Below are 17,876 nucleotides of genomic sequence, written 5' to 3'. Positions count from 1 at the left end.
GAACATATGCTGCTGGAACTCGACCACATTTCCAAGATTTACGGCGATCTGCACGCCGTCGACGACCTGAGTCTGACCGTTCCGCAAGGGCAATGGCTGGCGATTGTCGGCTCGTCCGGTTCCGGCAAAACCACGCTGATGAACATGATCGGCTGCATGGATACGCCGTCGAAGGGTTCCGTCATGCTTGAAGGCCGGCGATTGGAGGATTTGAACGCCCGCCAGCTCGCCGACGTGCGCAAGAACATGATAGGACTAGTGTTCCAAAAGTTTTACCTCGTGCCGCATCTGACGGCGGTGGAGAACGTGATGGTGGCGCAATACTACCATTCTGTAGTCGATGAGAAGCAGGCGATGGAAGCGCTGGAACGAGTGGGATTGAAGGAGCGTGCGCATCACCTGCCCGGCCAGCTGTCCGGCGGTGAGCAGCAGCGCGTGTGCATCGCCCGCGCGCTCATCAACTGCCCGAAGCTCATCCTCGCTGACGAGCCGACCGGCAACCTGGACGAAAAGAACGAGAAGATCGTGCTCGACCTGTTTCGCCAACTGCACGAGCAGGGCACGACGGTCATCGTCGTCACGCATGACGCGCTCGTCGCTTCCTGCGCACAACGTGAGATCATGCTTAACCATGGCGTGCTCGTCGGCGAACAGTGGAACGACGAGGAGGCGAAACGTGCGTACGAGGCGGCCGGTGGCAAGCCTGCGCACACCGGTTCCGCCGAGGAAGGCGCGCAGAACGGGGGTATTGCGATTTCGTTCGCCGACCCCACGAAAGCCGCGAAAACCGGCGATACGGACGCGGCCAACGTTGCCGTTGCGGCTGGCGTTGCCGACGATACGGACGTAGAGCCCGACGTCACGAAAGGGGAGCAGGCATGAGCACCGCACAATCGAACGCAGTCAAAGTCATCGCACTGTCCGCGGCGAGCATCGCGCTGCTGTCGGCATGCGGCGAGCCGAAAGCCACGCCGATGGACGACGAATACGCCGGCAATTCCGGCGAAAGCGTGCAATCGCAGGAAAATAAGTCGAAAACTGACGGCAAGGCGTCCGGCGACACGGCAGACGACGGCGACGCCACCAAAAACCGTGCCGACGCGAATTCCGCAACATCCGACAAGCAGGACACCGGCAACTACGCGGATGGCGACTATTCGATCAACGGCCAGTACGGGCCGGTCGGCGAGGACACCATCGACGTGCATCTGACCGTTAAGGACCAGAACGTGACGGCCGTGAAGATCGTCGGCCATCCGTTCACGTCCATCTCCAAAAAGCATCAGAACGACTTTGCCAAAGCCGTGCCGGACGCGGTGGTCGGCAAGCCGTTGAAGGACCTTAAAGTCGACAAGCTCGCCGGTGCCAGCTGGACCTCCGAAGCCTTCAACAAGGCGTTGGAAGTGGCGCGTCAGGAAGCGTCAATCCAATAGCCCATTCCTTCTGAAACCGACACGGCATGCCCGTCTTGCGTCGGTGCGGACGGTTTTCCTGTGGTTACCGTGCGGATTCGGCGCATACGTTCGGCCAGAGCAACGTGGCCATGTTCTCGGCCCAGGAATCAGACTTGCGTTCCTTGCCGGATTGCCGTTCCCCTCCGGCTTCCTGTCCCGCCAACGCTTTGCAAGCCAGCATGGAACCCAGCACCGTGCTGAACAGGAACGTGTAGTCCAAACGGTTTTGAAACACTCCGTCGGCGATGCCACGTTCCATGAACCCCACGAACCGTTCTTCGGCCGGCGCCAGAACTTGTGCTGCGATCGCCTTCAGCGTGGCGTTGTCGGAAGACAGCACCACGCCCACGGCTTTCAATCCGAGTTCGCTGTCGAAGCAGTCCTGGATGCGTCGCAGCATGGTGGCCAGTCCGCTCCGCGACGGCTTCAAATCGTTGAAATTCGGTAGTCCGGCAACTTCCGGTTGGATGCGTTGCAATAAATCGTCGGCGTTTCGGTAGCGTCGGTAGATTGTGGTCTTTGCTACCCCTGAACGTCGTGCGACCTCTTCGATGGTCACCGCTCCGATACCATCGGAAATCACTATCCCCAATGTGGCTTTCATGATTTTGCGGTCGGTTTGCTCCCGTAATCGCTCACGTCGGCCACGTACTGTGCCGACGTCTTCCTGCGTGGTTTTTTGCACCGTCTTCCGCGTGCCCTCTTGCGTGGTTCCGCCCATCATGCCGCGATCACTTTCGTGCTTTCCAGCTTGCTTACGTACCAATGGTTGAACTTGACCAGTGGAATGCGCAGTAGCAGGCCTATCAGCAGCAGCGGCGGAATGAACAGCAGTAGCGCGCCAATCGCAAACCAGTAATCGTTACTGTAGATTCCGCCGATCGCCGCGCGCATTGCTGTGATTGAATGCGTCGCAGGCAGGAACGGGCTGATGCCGCTGATGATTTTCGGCAGCACGGCCAGCGGATATGCGCCGTTCGCTCCAGAGATCTGCATGACGAGAAACAGCACGCCGATGGCTTTGCCGACGTTGCCGAAGCTGGCCACGAGCGTGTAGGTGAAGAACGAGAACACTAGGCTGCTCACCCAGCCGGACAGCATGAACAGCAGCGGATGCACCGCCTGGACATGGAGGAACAGCAGACTGCCTCCCAAGGAGAACGTGCTCTGCAATAGTCCGATCACGCCGAACACACCGTAATGTCCGAGAAACAGCTGATGCGGTTTCGGGTCGCCGAGTTCCTTGCGCACCTTACGCGAGACGGTGGTCTTGAGCGTCACTGCCATGAGCAGCGAACCGACCCACAGCGGCAGGATCGTGTAGAACGGTGCCATCTGCGAACCGAAGTTCTTGACTGGGAACACCGCGTTGCGTTTCACTTTTACAGGGGCTGCAAGCGCGGCGGCCAACGAGTCGGTATTATCGCTGAGCACATCTTTGACGGCGCTCATATCGCCGCTGTTCAGAGCATCGGTCAATGTTCCTGTGAATGCGCCCAGTTTTTTGCCCGCGCCGGCCAGACTATCGGCGGTGGAATCCAACACGCTGCTGATGGCGGTCAGATTCTTATCCGCGGTCTTGGTGGTGCCGTTCAGATTGCCCAGCGCGCCTTTCAGATCGGCCGCTGTGGCATTGAGCGCGGTGGTGGTGCTGGTAATGGACGTGGCGATATCGTCAAGTTGCGGTTTCAGTTGGCTCTCATAGTCGGTTTTGATGCCACTGACGGACGTTGCCGCCTGCTGCGCCAGTTTCTTGATCTCCGCACGTTCGGCCGTGGTATCGCTTACTTTGGCGTCGATGTTGTCGGCGCTGCCATTCAGCGCCGATGCTAGGTCGTTGAGCTGTGTGATGGTGGTGCCGACGTTGGTTTTGAGATGGTCGATGGCGTTCCTCACCGCTTCCGGCAGCTTTTCGTTTGCGCTGAACGCGTCGAGCGAATCATAGATCTGCTGGTAGCTTTGCGCCTGCTTGCTGATGTTCGTGGCCTGGTTGCGTAATGCGTTGGCGGTGTTGCCGGCCTGCGTGCCCGCATTGCCGAATAGGCTGTCCACATCTGCTTCCATGGCTGTGAAGCTGTTGGCGGAATCAGTCAGAGCCGTGCCCAGCGCGGTGGTGCCGGTCTTCAACGCGCCCGTCAGATCCTCCACGCCGCTGCCGGCTTGCTTGAGTGTTGTTCCTACGCTTTTCGCATTGCCGCTGACATTGGCGATCAGACCGTCGGAGGACTCAAGCAGATGCCGTGCGCTTTGGGTCAGCGTGCTGAACGTGCGGAGCGTTCCGGAAGCGTCGGTGAGCGTTTCCGCGAAGTCGCTGATATTGCCGTTGAACTGCGTGAGTTGTTCCTGCGCGGCTGGCTTGTCGAGTTGGTTGGCGAGCTGCGATGCCACACTCAGCGCGGTGCTGGTCAGTGTTTCGGAGAACGTCTCGTTGACCTGCGCGCTGACCGTATCGGCGCCTTGGCCTGTGATCTTCGGAGCCAAGGCGTTCTTCTTTTCATTGTTGTAGTAGGCGATTTCGGCGTGGTTGCCATCGGATGCGAAGAACGTCATCATACGGGTGCTGAAGTTCTTTGGAATCACCACAGCTGCGTAATATTTGCCGGATTTGGTGCCGTTGATGGCTTCTTTTTTGGTGGTGAAGGTCCAGTCGAGCTGATCGTTGGAACGCAGCGTGTTAACCACTTGGTCGCCGATGTTGATCTTCACTGGAATGAGGTCGGACCGGTATCCGTCGTCCTCATTGGCTACGGCGAATTTCAGATTGCCGGTATTGGCGAACGGGTCCCAGCTGGCGGCCACGTTGAACCATGTGAAGATGCCGGGGATCACAACGAGTCCGATGACGATGATGATGGAGACGACGTTGCTGGTGATTCGCCGGATGTCGCCGACGAACAGTTTCCAGATGGTTTTCATGCGTTGCTCCTTTCCTCGTTGTTTTCGTTGTTTTCGGTTGTCTCGGTTGTCTCGGCGGTCTCGGCGGTCTCGGCGGTGTCCGTGGCGGCATCGTTCGCGGCGGCGCTTGGACCGGTCGTCTGCATTTTCTGCATTTTCTGCACCAGTATGGCGATTCCGTCATCTTCATTGTGGTTGACGCCCGTCACGTTTTCCGTCGTTTCTTTGATGACGCTGGTATTGCGATTATCGGATGTCGTGCGTTTGCCGCTGGTGCGTCTCCGCGTTTTGCGCAGCAGTCTGTTCCGCCGTTCCTGTTGCGCCCGCTTTTTGCGACGGATGCGTGCCGCTTGGCGCTCCACCAGCATGGATTGGATCGATTCATCGCTCAAATGGCCGAGCTCCACTTGACGGTTCAGATTATCGCGCATGTATTCGATGACCATGAGGAAGCCCATGATGAGCAGAATCCAGACGACCCACGTGGCCAGTACCACCACTTTCTCTCCGTTGGTGAACGAGAACACCGCCGCCAGAGTTACCGGAACTACGAATCCGATCACCAGAGCTCCGCGCTTGAGTTTCGGGTACAGTTCCGCGAACCGACTTGCGCGTTCCTCGATCACCTCGCGGTAGCCGCCTTTGTCGGCCAGCACCTGAATGGCTTGGGACATGTTGTATCCGCGTTCCGGAAGCTCCACTTCCTCGCCGATAATCATGTCGCTTTCCTTGATTTCGCGGGCGAAGAGTCGGTTGAGGTTGACCAACAGAGGACGGACCACCAGGCCGATGACGAACGCCATGCCGGCAAACAGCAGCAGCGTGCCGATCGCCTTGATCCAATGGCCGTCGTAGAAGCCGGCGATGGTCTCGCGGAATGCGTCTATCGAATAGCTGAATGGCACGAACGGATAGACCATGCGGAAGAACTTCGGCATCATCTCGATCGGATACAGGCCGGAAGCGCCTGGAATCTGCACGATCACCAACGCCACGCACAGGCCCTTGCCGATGTGCATGAACGTGGTGGACAGCGCGTACGTGATGCTCAGATATACCAGCGATGTGATCATGCCGGTCAGTATGAACAGTGGCGCGCAAGCCGTCTGCACGCCGAGTATCAGATCGCCAACGGTGCAGATCGCGCCTTGAATGACGCCCATCGTGCCGAGCAACAGGTATCGGGCCAGATACTTTTCGGTTGCGGTCGGATCGAGACCCTCAAGCCCCTCGTCGTCCACCTCCACTTTGTAGATCACCACAAAGGCGAACGCGCCCACCCACAGTGCCAGATTGGTCATCAGCGGAGCCATGCCGGAGCCGTAGGAGTTGACGGGATACACGTTCTTCGTGTCGATTACGGTCGGGGACTCCATGAACGAGGCGATCTTATCCGCGTCAAGCGAACCGCTGCCGGTCAACGATGCGAGCAGATCCGCAGTGCCCAGCGCCTTCAGGTCGGTGCTGACGGTGGTGAGCTTCGTCTCCATCTTCGCCAGCTGCTGGTCGGTTTGCTCAAGGCCGATGCGGGCGTCTGACGCCACTTGGTCGAGTTGGTCGAGCACGATGTTGGTTTGCCTGACCACGCTGTCCTGGCTGGTCACGGTGCCGGCAAGTGTTCCGGCCGTCCCAGCCAGCGAGCCCAGCGCGGAATTCAGTCGCGGCAGTGCGCCTGAATTGATGGCGTTGCGCGCCGTGCCTGCGCTTTTGAGCGAGTTCTGCGTGCCTATGTTGAAATCGGTGGACAGTTTGGATACGCTGCCGGCTGTGGCCTGTGTGTTCTCGCTCAGGGTTTTGAGGTCGACGAGTGTTCCGGCTGCCGTGTTGTTGGTATTCTCCAGTTTGCTGATGATTTGCTGGTATTGCGCGTTGTCGCTGGCGGATTTGAGCTTCTCGAGCAGTTTCGCATTGCTGTCGGTGATGTTTTGCATGCCGGTCACCGCCTGCTGCGCCGATCCACTTGCCGCGGATACCGCCGACGAAATCTGGTTGATGCTGGCTGTGGATTGCGCCGTCGCTTGGGAAACAAGTCCGGATCCGGTTTCCAGCGCGCTGTTGGCGTTGGACGAAAGCGTGTTGAGCTGGGTTTGCGCTGTGCCGATGGCGGTGGATGCGCCTGCTAGTCCTCTGCCTGCGCTCGCCGCGGCCAGCTGCACGTCGTTCAGGGCATTGCGTGCTGCTTTTGTCTGCTGTGGCACATTGGCTAACTGGGTGTCGAGATCCGCGATTGCGGAGCGGATCGTGCCTACGTTCCGCTTGGTGTTGTCGAGTTCGCCGATGGTTTCGTTGGCGATGGTGTTGGTGTTGCCGCTGATGGTGCCGTTGGCTGAGTTGACGGCTTTGACGAGCACGTCGCTGACGGTGGAGACGAAGGAGTTGTTGACGGTGCGGTCGACCACGGTCGCGCCTTGGTCGGTGATTTTCGGCGAAATCGGACTCGCCTTCTCGTTCACGTAATATTCGAGCGTGGGGCGATGCTTGCTGTTGGTGACGACGTTGGCCAGATCTTCGCTGAAGTCGGAAGGGATGACGATTGCGGCGTAGCAGTCGCCCGACTCCACCGCTTCCATCGCGTTGGCTTTGCCCATGAACTTCCAGCCGAGCTGGTCGTTGCTCTTCAGCGTGCCTTCGATTTGATCGCCGAGATTGACTTTGCCAAGCAGCGCGTTGTCTGTGCCTTCGTCCATGTTGGCCACGGCCACTTTGATGCTGTCCGTGTTGCCATAGGGATTCCAGAACCCGTAGATGTTGAACCATGCGTATAGCGGGGGAATGAGAATCAGGCCGATCATAATCACCCACGTGGCGGGTACGGTGACCAATCGTTTGAAGTCACGGCGCAGGATCTGCAGTACGTTGTGCATTGTCTCTCCGGTTTGGCGAATCAATTCCCTTATATGGCGATACGTGTTCCGTAGCGCTACGCGGTTCGTATCGTATACCGTGCTCTTGGACAATCGCCATCGCGTTTCATGGATGACGGAAATCGGGTCGAGTACTGCGGCAAAGCCTCGGCAAAACCATCGCCGGCTGACGTAGCCCCTTCCGCTCACGTCCGTGACAAATCGCCATTTCTGTATGTCCGTGAGCGAAAGGTGGTAATAAATCGCTATTTTCCGTCCGTATTTATACCCCCATTCGCTCACGATGCGCTATACATCGCCATTTCTTGCGGACGTGAGCGAAAGGTGGTGTGCGAATGGCGATTGCAGCCAGCTGACGTCCCCCTCTTTTGCTCGCGTCCGCCAATAATCGCACCTGAACCGCTTTTCTTGCGGCGGATATTGCCTACGTTTGGTAGCGTGGGCTGAAGGAAGGAGCGGCATATGAGCGAAACCGCACAATCTGAATCACGATCCGAGGATTCCGCCGCGGGCAAGACGGATGGAGAAATCAAGGCGATTGCCGCCGAAACCGAAATCGCGGCTATCGAAGAAGGCGGAAAGCAGGGCACTGGCGAAGTCGGCAATCCCGCTGACCGTCGTCTGCCGTTAATCGTTCGCATTTACGGCATCGTCATGCTTATTGAAGGCGTGGTGACGCTGCCGATCATCGTGCTGTCGTGCCTGTACGTCGTGCAGGCCGTGCTTTCCGGCGATATGACGTTCGACGCGCTGAGCCTCACCACGATTCTGTCGGCGATTCACGCGGTCGTGCTGATGGTCACCACCGCGTGCCTGACGGTGTTCGGCGTGCTGCTTTTCAGGAACAAACGCCGGCACATCGCGCAATGGACGTACCTGCTGATTCCGCTTACGCTCGCCGAAGGCCTGCTGTCGCTGGCGTTGAAGGGGCTTGGCCTGAACCTTGTCAGCCCGGCTGTCCAGCTTGTCGTGCTGATCGCCCTGCACATCACCGCCGACCCATCGCTGCGGGAGGAGCGCCGGCTGCAGTTCGCGTTGCGGCGCATGGACGCCCGCAGCGCGTATGAGAACGCCGCCTCCCAAGGCATGGCCGGCCGCGACCTGACCGGCAAAGGCTATATTTCGCTGGATTTCTTCAATCTGTTCTGGCTGTTCACCATCGGTTGTGTGTTCGGTTTGGTGATCGAGACCATCTACCATTTCGTGCTGTTCGGCGAATACCAGGATCGCGCAGGCTTCCTGTGGGGGCCGTTCTCGCCGATTTACGGCTTCGGCGTGGTGATCGTCACCGTGTTGCTCAACCATTTGTGGCAGTCGAATTGGTTGCTGATTTTCTGCTCAAGCGCGGTGATCGGTGGCGCGTTCGAATATTTCACCAGCTGGTTCATGCAGGCCGCGTTCGGTATTCGCGCATGGGATTACACGGGGCAATGGCTTTCGATTGACGGGCGTACGTCCGGCAAATACATGTTCTTCTGGGGTATCCTCGGCTTGATTTGGGTCAAGTTGATTTTGCCGCGATTGTTGCGATTGATCCAGCGTATTCCGTGGAAGATTCGCTATTCGCTGACGCTGGTCTGCTTCATTTTCCTTTTCGTCGACGGTGTGATGACGCTGATGGCCCTTGATGCTTGGTATTCCCGCATGGCTGGGGTTGCGCAGAATTCGCCCGTTTCGCAGTTCTTCGCCACGTATTTCAATGACGATTTCATGGCCCACCGATTCCAGACCATGAAGATCGACCCGTCCACTGCCGGTCGTATGTAGGCTGGTTTTTGCGTTTTGCGGGTTTTGCTAAGCGGCTGGTCGGGCGATGTTCCGGCTGGCCGCTTTGCTTTGGGTGGCTGATTTTGAACGATTTCGGACGATTGCAGTGGGGTTTTGTTGCGGGTTTTGCCGCGGGGGATTTGATTCTTCCGGATTATTGCCGTTTGGGATTCGTGCCTTCCGGCTGTCTGGATGCTTGACTGCTGTTGCCGCGCCTACGCCGCGATGCTTTGCGCCAGCTGGCGGATGAGGTCGGGGCGATGTCCGCTCCATGAGGAATTCGGTGAGATGACGACCGGAATTTGCTTGAAGCCGGCGTCCTTGATCTGTTCGAATGTGGACGGATTCTGCGTCAAATCGACCGCCACGTACCGCACTCCCAGTTTGGAAAGCTCTTGTTCGGTGGCCTCGCATTGAGGATTGTTCGGATTGGTGAAGACGGTCACGGTCATTCTTTTCCTCCCTATGCAAATCGGCTTCCTTTGGTGTGGAAAGCCTTGTCGGCCACGTTTTTTGATTTTGCCTGGCTGAGCAGGCCGTTCATCAGTATACACTACCTGTAGTGGCGTTTCGTACGTTTGCCCACTGTATATAGTGGGGAATTTCCCGTAATACCGAATCTATACGAACAAATGTTCGATATATTCGAGTCTATCATTATCCTCGATTGCGCCACGCCGGTTGCATGCGTATGGTCCGTCCGCGAATCGCCCGCGGGCTGTTCGCTATTCATTTCGGAACACATATTGCGATTTCGCTCGTTTTCTTACGATTGTGAGCGAAAGGTGGTGCCGCATAGTGCGGTAGGGGGTATAAATCGCCTTATTTTCCATACTTTTCGGCGCACGTCGCGAAATAATCGACCGAAATTGCGATTCGTGAGCGAAAGAGGGTGCGCGATATGGTGCGTTCCGTATTGAAGTGCTGAGACCTCATCCCGAAACAAATGAAAAAGTCCTGAGAACCATCGGCTTCCAGGACTTCGAACCTGTGCCCCCCGTGGGATTCGAACCCACAACCCACGACTTAAAAGGACGCTGCTCTAACCGTTGAGCTAGAGGGGCAACAGCAACACAGTATACAGCATATTCGGACCAATCGCCACCACGGGCGTCGGACGGGCGTCGAAATGGCCTTCGGAGTGTTGGTGTGCCTACAATCGAAACCATGTCATGTACCACAATTCTTGTAGGCAAAAAAGCAAGTTACGACGGTTCGACCATCATCGCCCGAGATGACGACTCTGGTTCGGGACGTTACGATCCCAAGAAATTCGTAGTCGTCGCACCGCAGGAGCAGCCGCGGCACTACCGCAGTGTGCTGAGCCACGTTGAAATCGACCTTCCCGACAATCCATGCCGGTACAGCATCGTACCGAACGTGCTTCCAAATCGTGGAATCCTTGCGGAAGCTGGCGTCAACGAACGCAACGTGGCCATGAGCGCCACCGAAACCATCGCCGTCAACGAGCGCGTGCTCGGCGCCGACCCGCTGGTCGCACTGCAGCCGGCCGACGAAGCCAATGGTAAGCCGGAAACCCCAGGCGGCATCGGCGAAGAAGACATCATCACCCTCGTGCTGCCGTACGTCAACACCGCGCGCGAAGGCGTGAAACGTCTGGCCGAACTGCTCGAAACGTACGGAACGTACGAATCGAACGGCATCATCATTTCCGACGTGGACGAAATCTGGTACGTCGAAACCATCGGCGGCCACCACTGGATCGCCCGCCGCGTGCCGGACGACAAATGCGCGATCATCCCCAACCAGCTTGGCATCGACTATTTCGATTTTGATGACGCCTTCAGCGACGCACGTGAATTCATGTGTAGCGCCGATCTGCAGGAATTCATCGAAACGCACCATCTTGGGCGCGCGGCGGGTACGCAGGGCGGCATGAACGGCGGCCACTGCAACCCGCGTATCGTATTCGGCACCGCCACCGCGAAGGACCACATCTACAACACGCCACGCGCCTGGTACATGTACCGCTATCTCGATCCGGCCGACGCGGAAAACCTTACCCCTGAATCGGACGATATTCCATGGTGTCTCGAACCGGAGAATGCCGTGACCGTCGAGGATGTCGACTTCCTGCTCGGTTCGCACTTCGAAGGCACCCCGTATGACCCGTACGGCACGCAGGGAACTGAGGAAAGCCGCCATCGCTACCGTCCGATCGGCATCAACCGCACCGGACACATGGTGGCCATGCAGATTCGCCCGTACGCGCCCGTCGAAAGCCGTTCGATCATGTGGATTTCGTACGGTTCCGGCGCGTTCACCACGTCCGCCCCGTTCTATGCGAACGTCGACGACACCCCCGCCTACCTGCGCGACACCACGCCGGAAGTCTCCACGGACTGCCTGTATTGGACGAACCGCCTGATTGCAACGCTCGCCGACGCGCACTTCTACGAGACCAGCAACGCGGTCGAGGGCTTCTCGGAAGATGTCCGTTCCTTCGGCCACCGTCTGGTGGAACGTACGGATGATGCGCTTGCGATTGGTGGGTCGGCGACTGGGGCTGGTGGCGCTGGTTCTGGTGCCGGTTCTGCGGTTGGCGGTTCTGGTTCTATGTCTGGTGCTGCGGTTGATTCCGGTTCCGATGGGCTTGCTAGTCCTACATCTGTTCCGGCCCGTCTTGCGGCGGCTAACGACGAAATGGCGGAATACCTGCGATCGCGCAATACGAAGCTGCTCGGCGACGTGCTGTACACGTCCAGCAATCTCATGCACAACAGTTTCGCCATGTCGGATCGCTGGAACTAAGCCCGCTGGTGCTTTCCGTGTCCGTTTCTCCCGAATCGGACACACAGGCATCAAAATGAAGCGCTCCTGTGTCCGAATCACCAGAAACGGACACAGGAGCGCCTAGCCGATCGCAATAATCGCAATACTCACGCAATATCGCGTAAACCCTCTATCGCGCGAAACCTGCGAAACCCGCGAAACCCGCGCGAAATCAGTTGAACCCGACCACATGTTCCGCCACGAAATATCCCTTTCGAATCACAAACCGGCCGAGCGAACCATGTAGGTTCAGCGCGCGCGACATCGCCTTCTTGCGCACGTCCTTGTAAATCGTCGGCGAATACGCCTCGATATCCGCCCACATGGCCTTCTTCTTCTCGTAATTCTCCGGATCGCGCGACAAAATCATGAAAACGCTCGCGACGGAACTCTGAATCGCAAGAAAATGAATCATATAGCGGTACAGGCCGTCTGGCACCGTACCTCGTTCGGGGGTAGCGCGCACCATGCACTGGTTGACGAGCCGCAGCTGGTCCACGCGTCGGATCATCACGTCCGTCTGCACGCTCTGCCCGTCGCGGCCGATGAAATAGTGGTAGAACGGCGTATCCACGTATTGCAGCGACTTGACCCACGGGAACGGCTGGTACGCGTAGATGAAGTCCACGTAGAACGTGTGCTCCGGCAGCTGCATCTTCGATTCGCGCACCACGGCCGTACGGTAGATCAGCGCGTGCATGAGAATGTATTCGGTCAGACCGAAATGTCCCAGATCGTCCCAAGTGAGCCGCCTGCCGGGCTCCATGGCGTGACGGAAGTTCACGACGTGCTTGTTGCGTTTGCCAACCTTGTCATACACATAGTTGGTGACGAGCATGTCGAGCGGCTCGTCCTTGCCGATCTCGCCGCGCAGCACGGCCATGACCTGTTCGAGCGATTCCGGGCCTACCCAATCGTCCGCGTCCACGACCTTCACGTACATGCCGCTCGCCGCCGCGATGCCGGTGTTGACCGCGCCGCCGTGGCCCTTGTTCTCCTGATGGATCGCGCGCACGATTCCCGGATTGCGCGCCTCGAACGTCTTCGCCATCTCCAGCGTGCCGTCGGACGAGCCGTCATCCACGATCAGCACTTCGATGTCATCGTTGCGCTTCGACGCGATCAACGATTCGACGCACCGTTCCAGGTATTCCGTCATGTTGTACGCGGGCACCACGAAGGTGAGCGTCTTCTTCTCCTGCATATTCTTCCTCGGATCGGGCTCGTGTCGGGCCGTGCGGCTGGCCGACCGCTCCGGCCAAAAGCATAACGAAACTAACGTAGCACCATGTGCGGTTCCGGGGCGCGGTTTTGCACACAAACGGCACCCTGAAATACGCAATCTGCACCTGAAATTTCCCCTAGGGTCATTTCGGGTGACGGTATGTCAGTTTTCGTCAATTGTTGATTGTTTTTGCGATTCGTGCGGGCTTTGCGGGTTTTGCGATTCGTTCGTCTCGTCTGATTCGTTTGATTCGTCTGCCGCTTGCGATTTGCCTACTGCTTGCGATCCGTCCGTCACGGTCGTCCCGTCCGTCGCGTCATCTCCCGCAGCAACCGCCTTCTCCTGCGATTTCGCGGCCTTCTTGCCCTGCTTCTCCTGCTTGGCGATCGCCTTCGCTTCCCGCGCGGCCTGCTTTTCCGCCTCGCGGGCGGCCTTTTCGCTTTCGTAGCGCAGTTCCGGCTTGGCTTCCATGCGGCTCAGCCCATACCATGCCAGGTTCACGATATGCGCGGCGAGCTGCTCCTTGCTGAGCTTGCGTTGGTCGGCCCAGTATTGGCAGGTGTACACGGTCATGCCGATGAGCATCTGCGCGTAATACGGCACGCTTTTGGCCGGCAGATGCTGGCGTTTGAACGCGTCGGTGAGAATGTCCTCGACGCGTACGGCAATGTCTCCAAGCAGCGAATTGAACGAGTTGGACGGGTCGGTTTTCGGCGAATCGCGCGTGAGCACGCGGAAGCCTTCGGCGTTTTCCTCCACGTAGGTGAGCAGCGCAAGCGCGGTGCGTTCCACGATTTGGCGCGGATGCGCCTGCGGGTCGGACAGCGCGTTGATGAGAACGTCGGTGAGCGCGCGCATTTCGCGGTCCACCACCACGGCGTACAGGCCTTCCTTGCCTCCGAAATGCTCGTACACAATGGGCTTCGATACTTTGGCGGTGGCGGCGATCTCTTCCACGCTCACCGCTTCGAAACCCTTGGCCGCGAACAGCGACCGACCGATTTCGATAAGCTGTTCGCGCCGCTGGTACGACGTCATTCTGGATGTATTGGCCATGCCGTCCAGTTTTTCATGTCCCGTGGATAGCTCCTTGGCCGTCCGACCCCCACGTATCGTCCGATTCTGCGGAATCGGACATGTGTGTCATATTGACAATGCTTCATTGCAGCTTTAATATATTTAATAAATAATAAATTTTATTAAAGGGGGTGATGTGGACCGTCTACCAGAATGGTTGGCCAACCTTGCGGAGGAGGATTTGGCCTTCATCAAGAACTTCGTGCTATCGTCAGGATCTCTGAAGCAAATGTCCCAGCTGTATCAAGTCTCCTACCCGACCATGAGGATCCGGCTTGACAGGCTTATCGAAAAAATACGGTTGAACGACAACGAGACGGAGGATCCATTCATCCTCTTGGTGAAGAGTCTCGCCATTGACGATAGATACGACGTCGACACGGCTCGAATACTCATAGACGAGTACAGAAAGAGAAGGGATGAATCATGAGCTGGACATGGATCGCATTATTGATTGAGATCCTGGGCGTAATCGCCGTATTCGTTCTGGTCTTCCTCATCGCGAGGAGCCTGATTCGCTACGCAAATTCCCTAAAGAAAGGAGACAGTCCTTCAAAGCAGGCAGCAGAAGACAAAAAAATCACTCTTCACGATTTGTAAAAACGTTACCAGATATATCGAAGTCAAAATCGCATTATCGATGCCTTGCATGGCAGAGCATCTTATTCTTCTGGCGAATCGGACATTCGTGGTGCGTCCGCGGGGCGGAGCCGGTGTGTCCGTTGCGCTTTTTAGGCTGGAACCATGGATACGAATGTGATTATTGCGATTGTCGCGGTCGTCGTTATCGCGGCATTACTTGCGATTGGCGGATGGTGGTTCGGTAAGAGCCGCAAGTCCGCCGTGGACAAGTCCACTGAAGCGGCGAAGGCGAAGGCCGATGCTCGTTTGGCTACGGAGAAGTCCGCCGCGCAATCTGCCGCCGCAAGTGCCGAAAACGCTGAGAAAACCAAGGAAACCGCGGAATCCGCAGCGACGGAAGCCGTGGAATCCGCGACTTCGTCTGCCACACCTGAATCGCCAGTGGCAACTGAACCAACTCCGGTCGGGTCAGCCGTAACTGAATCCGCGACCCCAGCCGTCGAAACCCCTGAAGCCGCCGGCACCCGCATGCAGCGCCTCAAAGCGCGCCTGTCCAAGTCGGGCAATCCGTTCGGCAAGGCTCTGTTCAACATCCTCGCCAAGGACCAGCTTTCCGAAGCCGACTGGGAAGACGTTGAAGACACCCTCCTGCTTGCCGACGTGGGCGCGGAAGCCAGCGAACAGCTAGTTGAAGAACTGCGTAACGATGCCCGAATCGCAGGCCAGTCCGACCCGGCCGAAGTGCGTGCCGCGCTGAAAGACAAGCTGCTGAAGCTTGTAGGCATTGACACGGATCGCCGTCTCAATGCCAATAAGGAAGGTGCCAACAAGCCAAGCGTCATCATCATGGTCGGTGTGAACGGCACTGGCAAAACCACCACCGCGGGCAAGCTGTCCCGACTGCTCGTCTCCGAAGGCAAGCAGGTCATGCTGGGCGCCGCCGATACGTTCCGCGCGGCCGCCGCCGACCAGCTGGAGACCTGGGGCGCCAAGGTGGGCGTGCCGGTCGTGCGTTCCGACAAGGACGGCGCCGACCCGGCGTCCGTCGCGTTCGAAGCCAGCGCCAAAGCCAAGGAAGAGAACGCCGACGTGCTCATCATCGACACCGCCGGCCGCCTGCAGAACAAGTCCAACCTCATGGACGAGCTCGGCAAGATCCGCCGCGTCACCGAAAAGAACCTGCCTGTGGACGAAGTGCTGCTCGTGCTCGACGCCACCACCGGCCAGAACGGCATGACGCAGGCCAAGGTGTTCGCCGAAGCGATCGGCATCACCGGCGTGGTCCTGTCCAAGCTCGACGGCTCCGCCAAGGGCGGCATCGTCATCTCCGTGCAGAAGGAGCTTGGCGTGCCCGTCAAGCTCGTCGGCCTGGGCGAAGGCCCGGATGACCTCGCCCCGTTCGATCCGGAAGGCTTCGTCGACGGCATCCTCGCCTGACGTTCCCATATTTTCCGGATTTGCGATTTCCGTAGCGAAAACCTCCCGTCACGTTCCGTACGTGGCGGGAGGTTTTCGTATTGCGATTACTGCTCAGCGCCAGCCGCACCGGCAGCCGCAGCCCCCACTCCCGGCACCTTCCGGATCGTCAGCTTCAATAGCAGCGGCGCGACCAGCGTCACCAGCGAAATGATGAAGATGATCGTCGAATAGTATTCGCTGCCGAGCACATGCTCGTTGAAGCCGATTTGCGCGGTAATCAACGCCATCTCGCCACGTGGCACCATGCCCGCGCCGATCATCAGCGCCGAAGCGCCGCCGAAACCGGCCATGCGGCCACCCAAACCGCAGCCGACGACCTTCGTGATCACGCCGAGAACCGTCATGATCGCAATGAACACGATCATCTTCGTATCATCCACGCCTGTGGTCTGCAGGCCGATGCCCACGAAGAACACCGGCACGAACAACGTGTCTCCAACCGGCTCGATATACCGGTCCGCGTCCTCCGCGTAATCGCTGTTGCTTACCGCGATGCCGGCGAAAAACGCGCCCACCGCGTAGCTCAACCCGGCCAGATTCGACGCCCACGCCATCGCCAGGCAGATGATCACGGCCATCACCGCGATGCCGGACGGCGCCTTCAGCACGCCAGCCAGCGTCATCAGCGCCGGCGCCACCCAAACCACCACCACGGCGGCCGCCACAAAGAACAGCACCTGCTTGAGCAGAATCAAACCCAGCCCTGCCACGTCCACGCTGCCGGTGTTGACGAGCGTGCACATCACGGACAGCAGGATCACGCCGATCACATCGTCAGCCACGGCCGCGCCGAGAATCGACACGCCTTCCTTCGAATCAAGCAGTCCGGCTTCCTTCAGCACCGCCACGGAAATCGACACGGACGTGGCGGAGAACACCACGCCGATGAACGCAGCCGGAATCGGCTTGAAGCCAAACAGCAGGCTCACTCCACCCATCACCGCCACGGGGAACACCACGCCCATGCACGCGATGATGACCGCCGCCTTCGAATACTTCTTCAGCAACTGCAGGTCGCAGCCGACACCGCCCAAAAACATGAGGATGATGATGCCGAGATCGCTGAACAATGACAGCGAATCGCTCATGTGCATCACGTTCAGCAGCGAAGGGCCCACGAGAATGCCGACGAGAATCTGCCCGATCACTTCCGGCAGCTGCGCTTTGCGGCAGATCAGCCCGGAAACCGTGGTCAGCATCAAAATGGCGCACAGTGAAATGATGAACGTTGCCATGGTCCTCGCCGCTCTCTCGTTACGCGCGTCATACGTTCGTCGCACCGCGCGTTCGGTGTACATGCCACGCGCTCGCCGTACGCGGCGTTCTCCCGTCGCGTGCCACGCGTGTTCCGTAAGTTTCAGCTACCCAACTTACTCCGTCCGCAGCATTGCCCGCCGCTTCCGTCCACCGTCGCAATTTCATATTGCGATTGCCGGGCGATTATGCCTTCCGTATTTCCGTACCGCCGGTTTCGTTGGAATTCCGCCATTTTTCGGCGTAGGTTGACGTTTCGCGCGGATGGCGTTACGTTGGCGTAACACGTCGTAACGTTTTCAAAACGCGGCCGGCGTTCCATATCGTTCTGTCAGCCCCACACGATGGGGACGGAAATGTTGAACCAAATATAGAGAAAGAAAGAGGAGGGTGACATGGGCCAGCTTGATTCTGGAAATGCCGCGTGGATATTGACTTCCGCGTCCCTTGTGTTCCTCATGACGCCTGGTGTGGCGTTCTTCTATG

At 58.2% G+C, this 17,876-nt stretch carries 14 protein-coding genes and 1 tRNA gene; 7 read left to right on the top strand and 8 right to left on the bottom strand.

Annotation, left to right across the window (positions count from 1 at the left end; genetic code table 11):
- The first annotated feature begins 6 nt into the window (after positions 1-6).
- Both Q5H31_RS05105 and Q5H31_RS05100 read left to right on the top strand, forming a co-directional pair.
- Positions 7-882 (top strand): ABC transporter ATP-binding protein, encoded by an 876-nt coding sequence (locus Q5H31_RS05105; RefSeq protein ID WP_124917439.1) that lies wholly within the window; start codon positions 7-9, stop codon positions 880-882.
- Positions 879-1,433, top strand: a complete 555-nt coding sequence (locus tag Q5H31_RS05100; protein ID WP_270291259.1) for an FMN-binding protein — start codon at positions 879-881, stop codon at positions 1,431-1,433. Before Q5H31_RS05105 ends, Q5H31_RS05100 begins: the two co-directional genes overlap by 4 nt.
- Positions 1,434-1,497: 64 nt before the next feature.
- Here the strand turns inward: Q5H31_RS05100 and Q5H31_RS05095 are convergent, their stop codons facing one another.
- Genes Q5H31_RS05095 through Q5H31_RS05085 form a run of 3 tightly spaced genes read right to left on the bottom strand, consistent with a single transcriptional unit; the run spans position 1,498 to position 7,213 of the window.
- Entirely contained in the window at positions 1,498-2,178 is a 681-nt protein-coding gene (locus Q5H31_RS05095) for a TetR/AcrR family transcriptional regulator (RefSeq protein ID WP_051923546.1), read from the bottom strand.
- On the bottom strand, positions 2,175-4,370 hold the full coding sequence (locus tag Q5H31_RS05090; RefSeq protein WP_117565199.1) for a YhgE/Pip domain-containing protein: 2,196 nt from the start codon (positions 4,368-4,370) through the stop codon (positions 2,175-2,177). The genes Q5H31_RS05095 and Q5H31_RS05090 overlap by 4 nt, the downstream gene beginning before the upstream one ends.
- Positions 4,367-7,213 (bottom strand): YhgE/Pip domain-containing protein, encoded by a 2,847-nt coding sequence (locus Q5H31_RS05085; RefSeq protein WP_302457553.1) that lies wholly within the window; start codon positions 7,211-7,213, stop codon positions 4,367-4,369. Before Q5H31_RS05085 ends, Q5H31_RS05090 begins: the two co-directional genes overlap by 4 nt.
- Positions 7,214-7,675: 462 nt before the next feature.
- Here Q5H31_RS05085 and Q5H31_RS05080 point away from each other — a divergent pair, with 462 nt between their 5' ends.
- Positions 7,676-8,980: a putative ABC transporter permease gene (locus Q5H31_RS05080; protein ID WP_070122316.1), complete on the top strand. Its 1,305-nt coding sequence runs from the start codon at positions 7,676-7,678 to the stop codon at positions 8,978-8,980.
- 215 nt (positions 8,981-9,195) lie between these two features.
- Here Q5H31_RS05080 and Q5H31_RS05075 read toward each other — a convergent pair whose 3' ends face one another.
- Entirely contained in the window at positions 9,196-9,432 is a 237-nt protein-coding gene (locus Q5H31_RS05075; protein WP_003807419.1) for a glutaredoxin family protein, read from the bottom strand.
- 539 nt (positions 9,433-9,971) lie between these two features.
- Positions 9,972-10,044, bottom strand: a tRNA-Lys gene (locus tag Q5H31_RS05070).
- Positions 10,045-10,147: 103 nt separating this feature from the next.
- Here Q5H31_RS05070 and Q5H31_RS05065 point away from each other — a divergent pair.
- Positions 10,148-11,752, top strand: a complete 1,605-nt coding sequence (locus Q5H31_RS05065; protein WP_117779501.1) for a C69 family dipeptidase — start codon at positions 10,148-10,150, stop codon at positions 11,750-11,752.
- Positions 11,753-11,945: 193 nt separating this feature from the next.
- On the opposite strand, the gene Q5H31_RS05060 is transcribed toward Q5H31_RS05065, so the two are convergent.
- Positions 11,946-12,977: a glycosyltransferase family A protein gene (locus Q5H31_RS05060; protein ID WP_302457552.1), complete on the bottom strand. Its 1,032-nt coding sequence runs from the start codon at positions 12,975-12,977 to the stop codon at positions 11,946-11,948.
- Between the two features lie 183 nt (positions 12,978-13,160).
- Positions 13,161-14,054, bottom strand: a complete 894-nt coding sequence (locus Q5H31_RS05055; RefSeq protein ID WP_229057629.1) for a TetR/AcrR family transcriptional regulator — start codon at positions 14,052-14,054, stop codon at positions 13,161-13,163.
- A gap of 157 nt (positions 14,055-14,211) precedes the next feature.
- Between Q5H31_RS05055 and Q5H31_RS05050 the strand changes: the two genes are divergently transcribed.
- The 3 genes from Q5H31_RS05050 to ftsY all read left to right on the top strand — a co-directional run bounded on the left by Q5H31_RS05050 (position 14,212) and on the right by ftsY (position 16,094).
- Positions 14,212-14,505: a DUF2089 family protein gene (locus tag Q5H31_RS05050; RefSeq protein WP_117565202.1), complete on the top strand. Its 294-nt coding sequence runs from the start codon at positions 14,212-14,214 to the stop codon at positions 14,503-14,505.
- Positions 14,502-14,675 carry a hypothetical protein gene (locus Q5H31_RS05045; protein ID WP_117565203.1) on the top strand — a complete coding sequence of 58 codons (174 nt, stop codon included), beginning with the start codon at positions 14,502-14,504 and terminating at the stop codon, positions 14,673-14,675. Before Q5H31_RS05050 ends, Q5H31_RS05045 begins: the two co-directional genes overlap by 4 nt.
- Positions 14,676-14,819: 144 nt before the next feature.
- Positions 14,820-16,094: a signal recognition particle-docking protein FtsY gene (gene ftsY, locus Q5H31_RS05040; RefSeq protein WP_003807433.1), complete on the top strand. Its 1,275-nt coding sequence runs from the start codon at positions 14,820-14,822 to the stop codon at positions 16,092-16,094.
- Positions 16,095-16,180: 86 nt separating this feature from the next.
- Here ftsY and Q5H31_RS05035 read toward each other — a convergent pair whose 3' ends face one another.
- A complete protein-coding gene (locus tag Q5H31_RS05035) occupies positions 16,181-17,371 on the bottom strand; it encodes a cation:proton antiporter (RefSeq protein ID WP_302457551.1) in 1,191 nt (396 codons plus the stop codon).
- Positions 17,372-17,876: the final 505 nt, after the last annotated feature.

This window comes from uncultured Bifidobacterium sp., assembly GCF_959020155.1.
Lineage (GTDB): Bacteria > Actinomycetota > Actinomycetes > Actinomycetales > Bifidobacteriaceae > Bifidobacterium.
The sequence above is the reverse complement of the archived record's forward strand: the minus strand, read 5'-3'. Positions and strand labels throughout refer to the sequence as shown.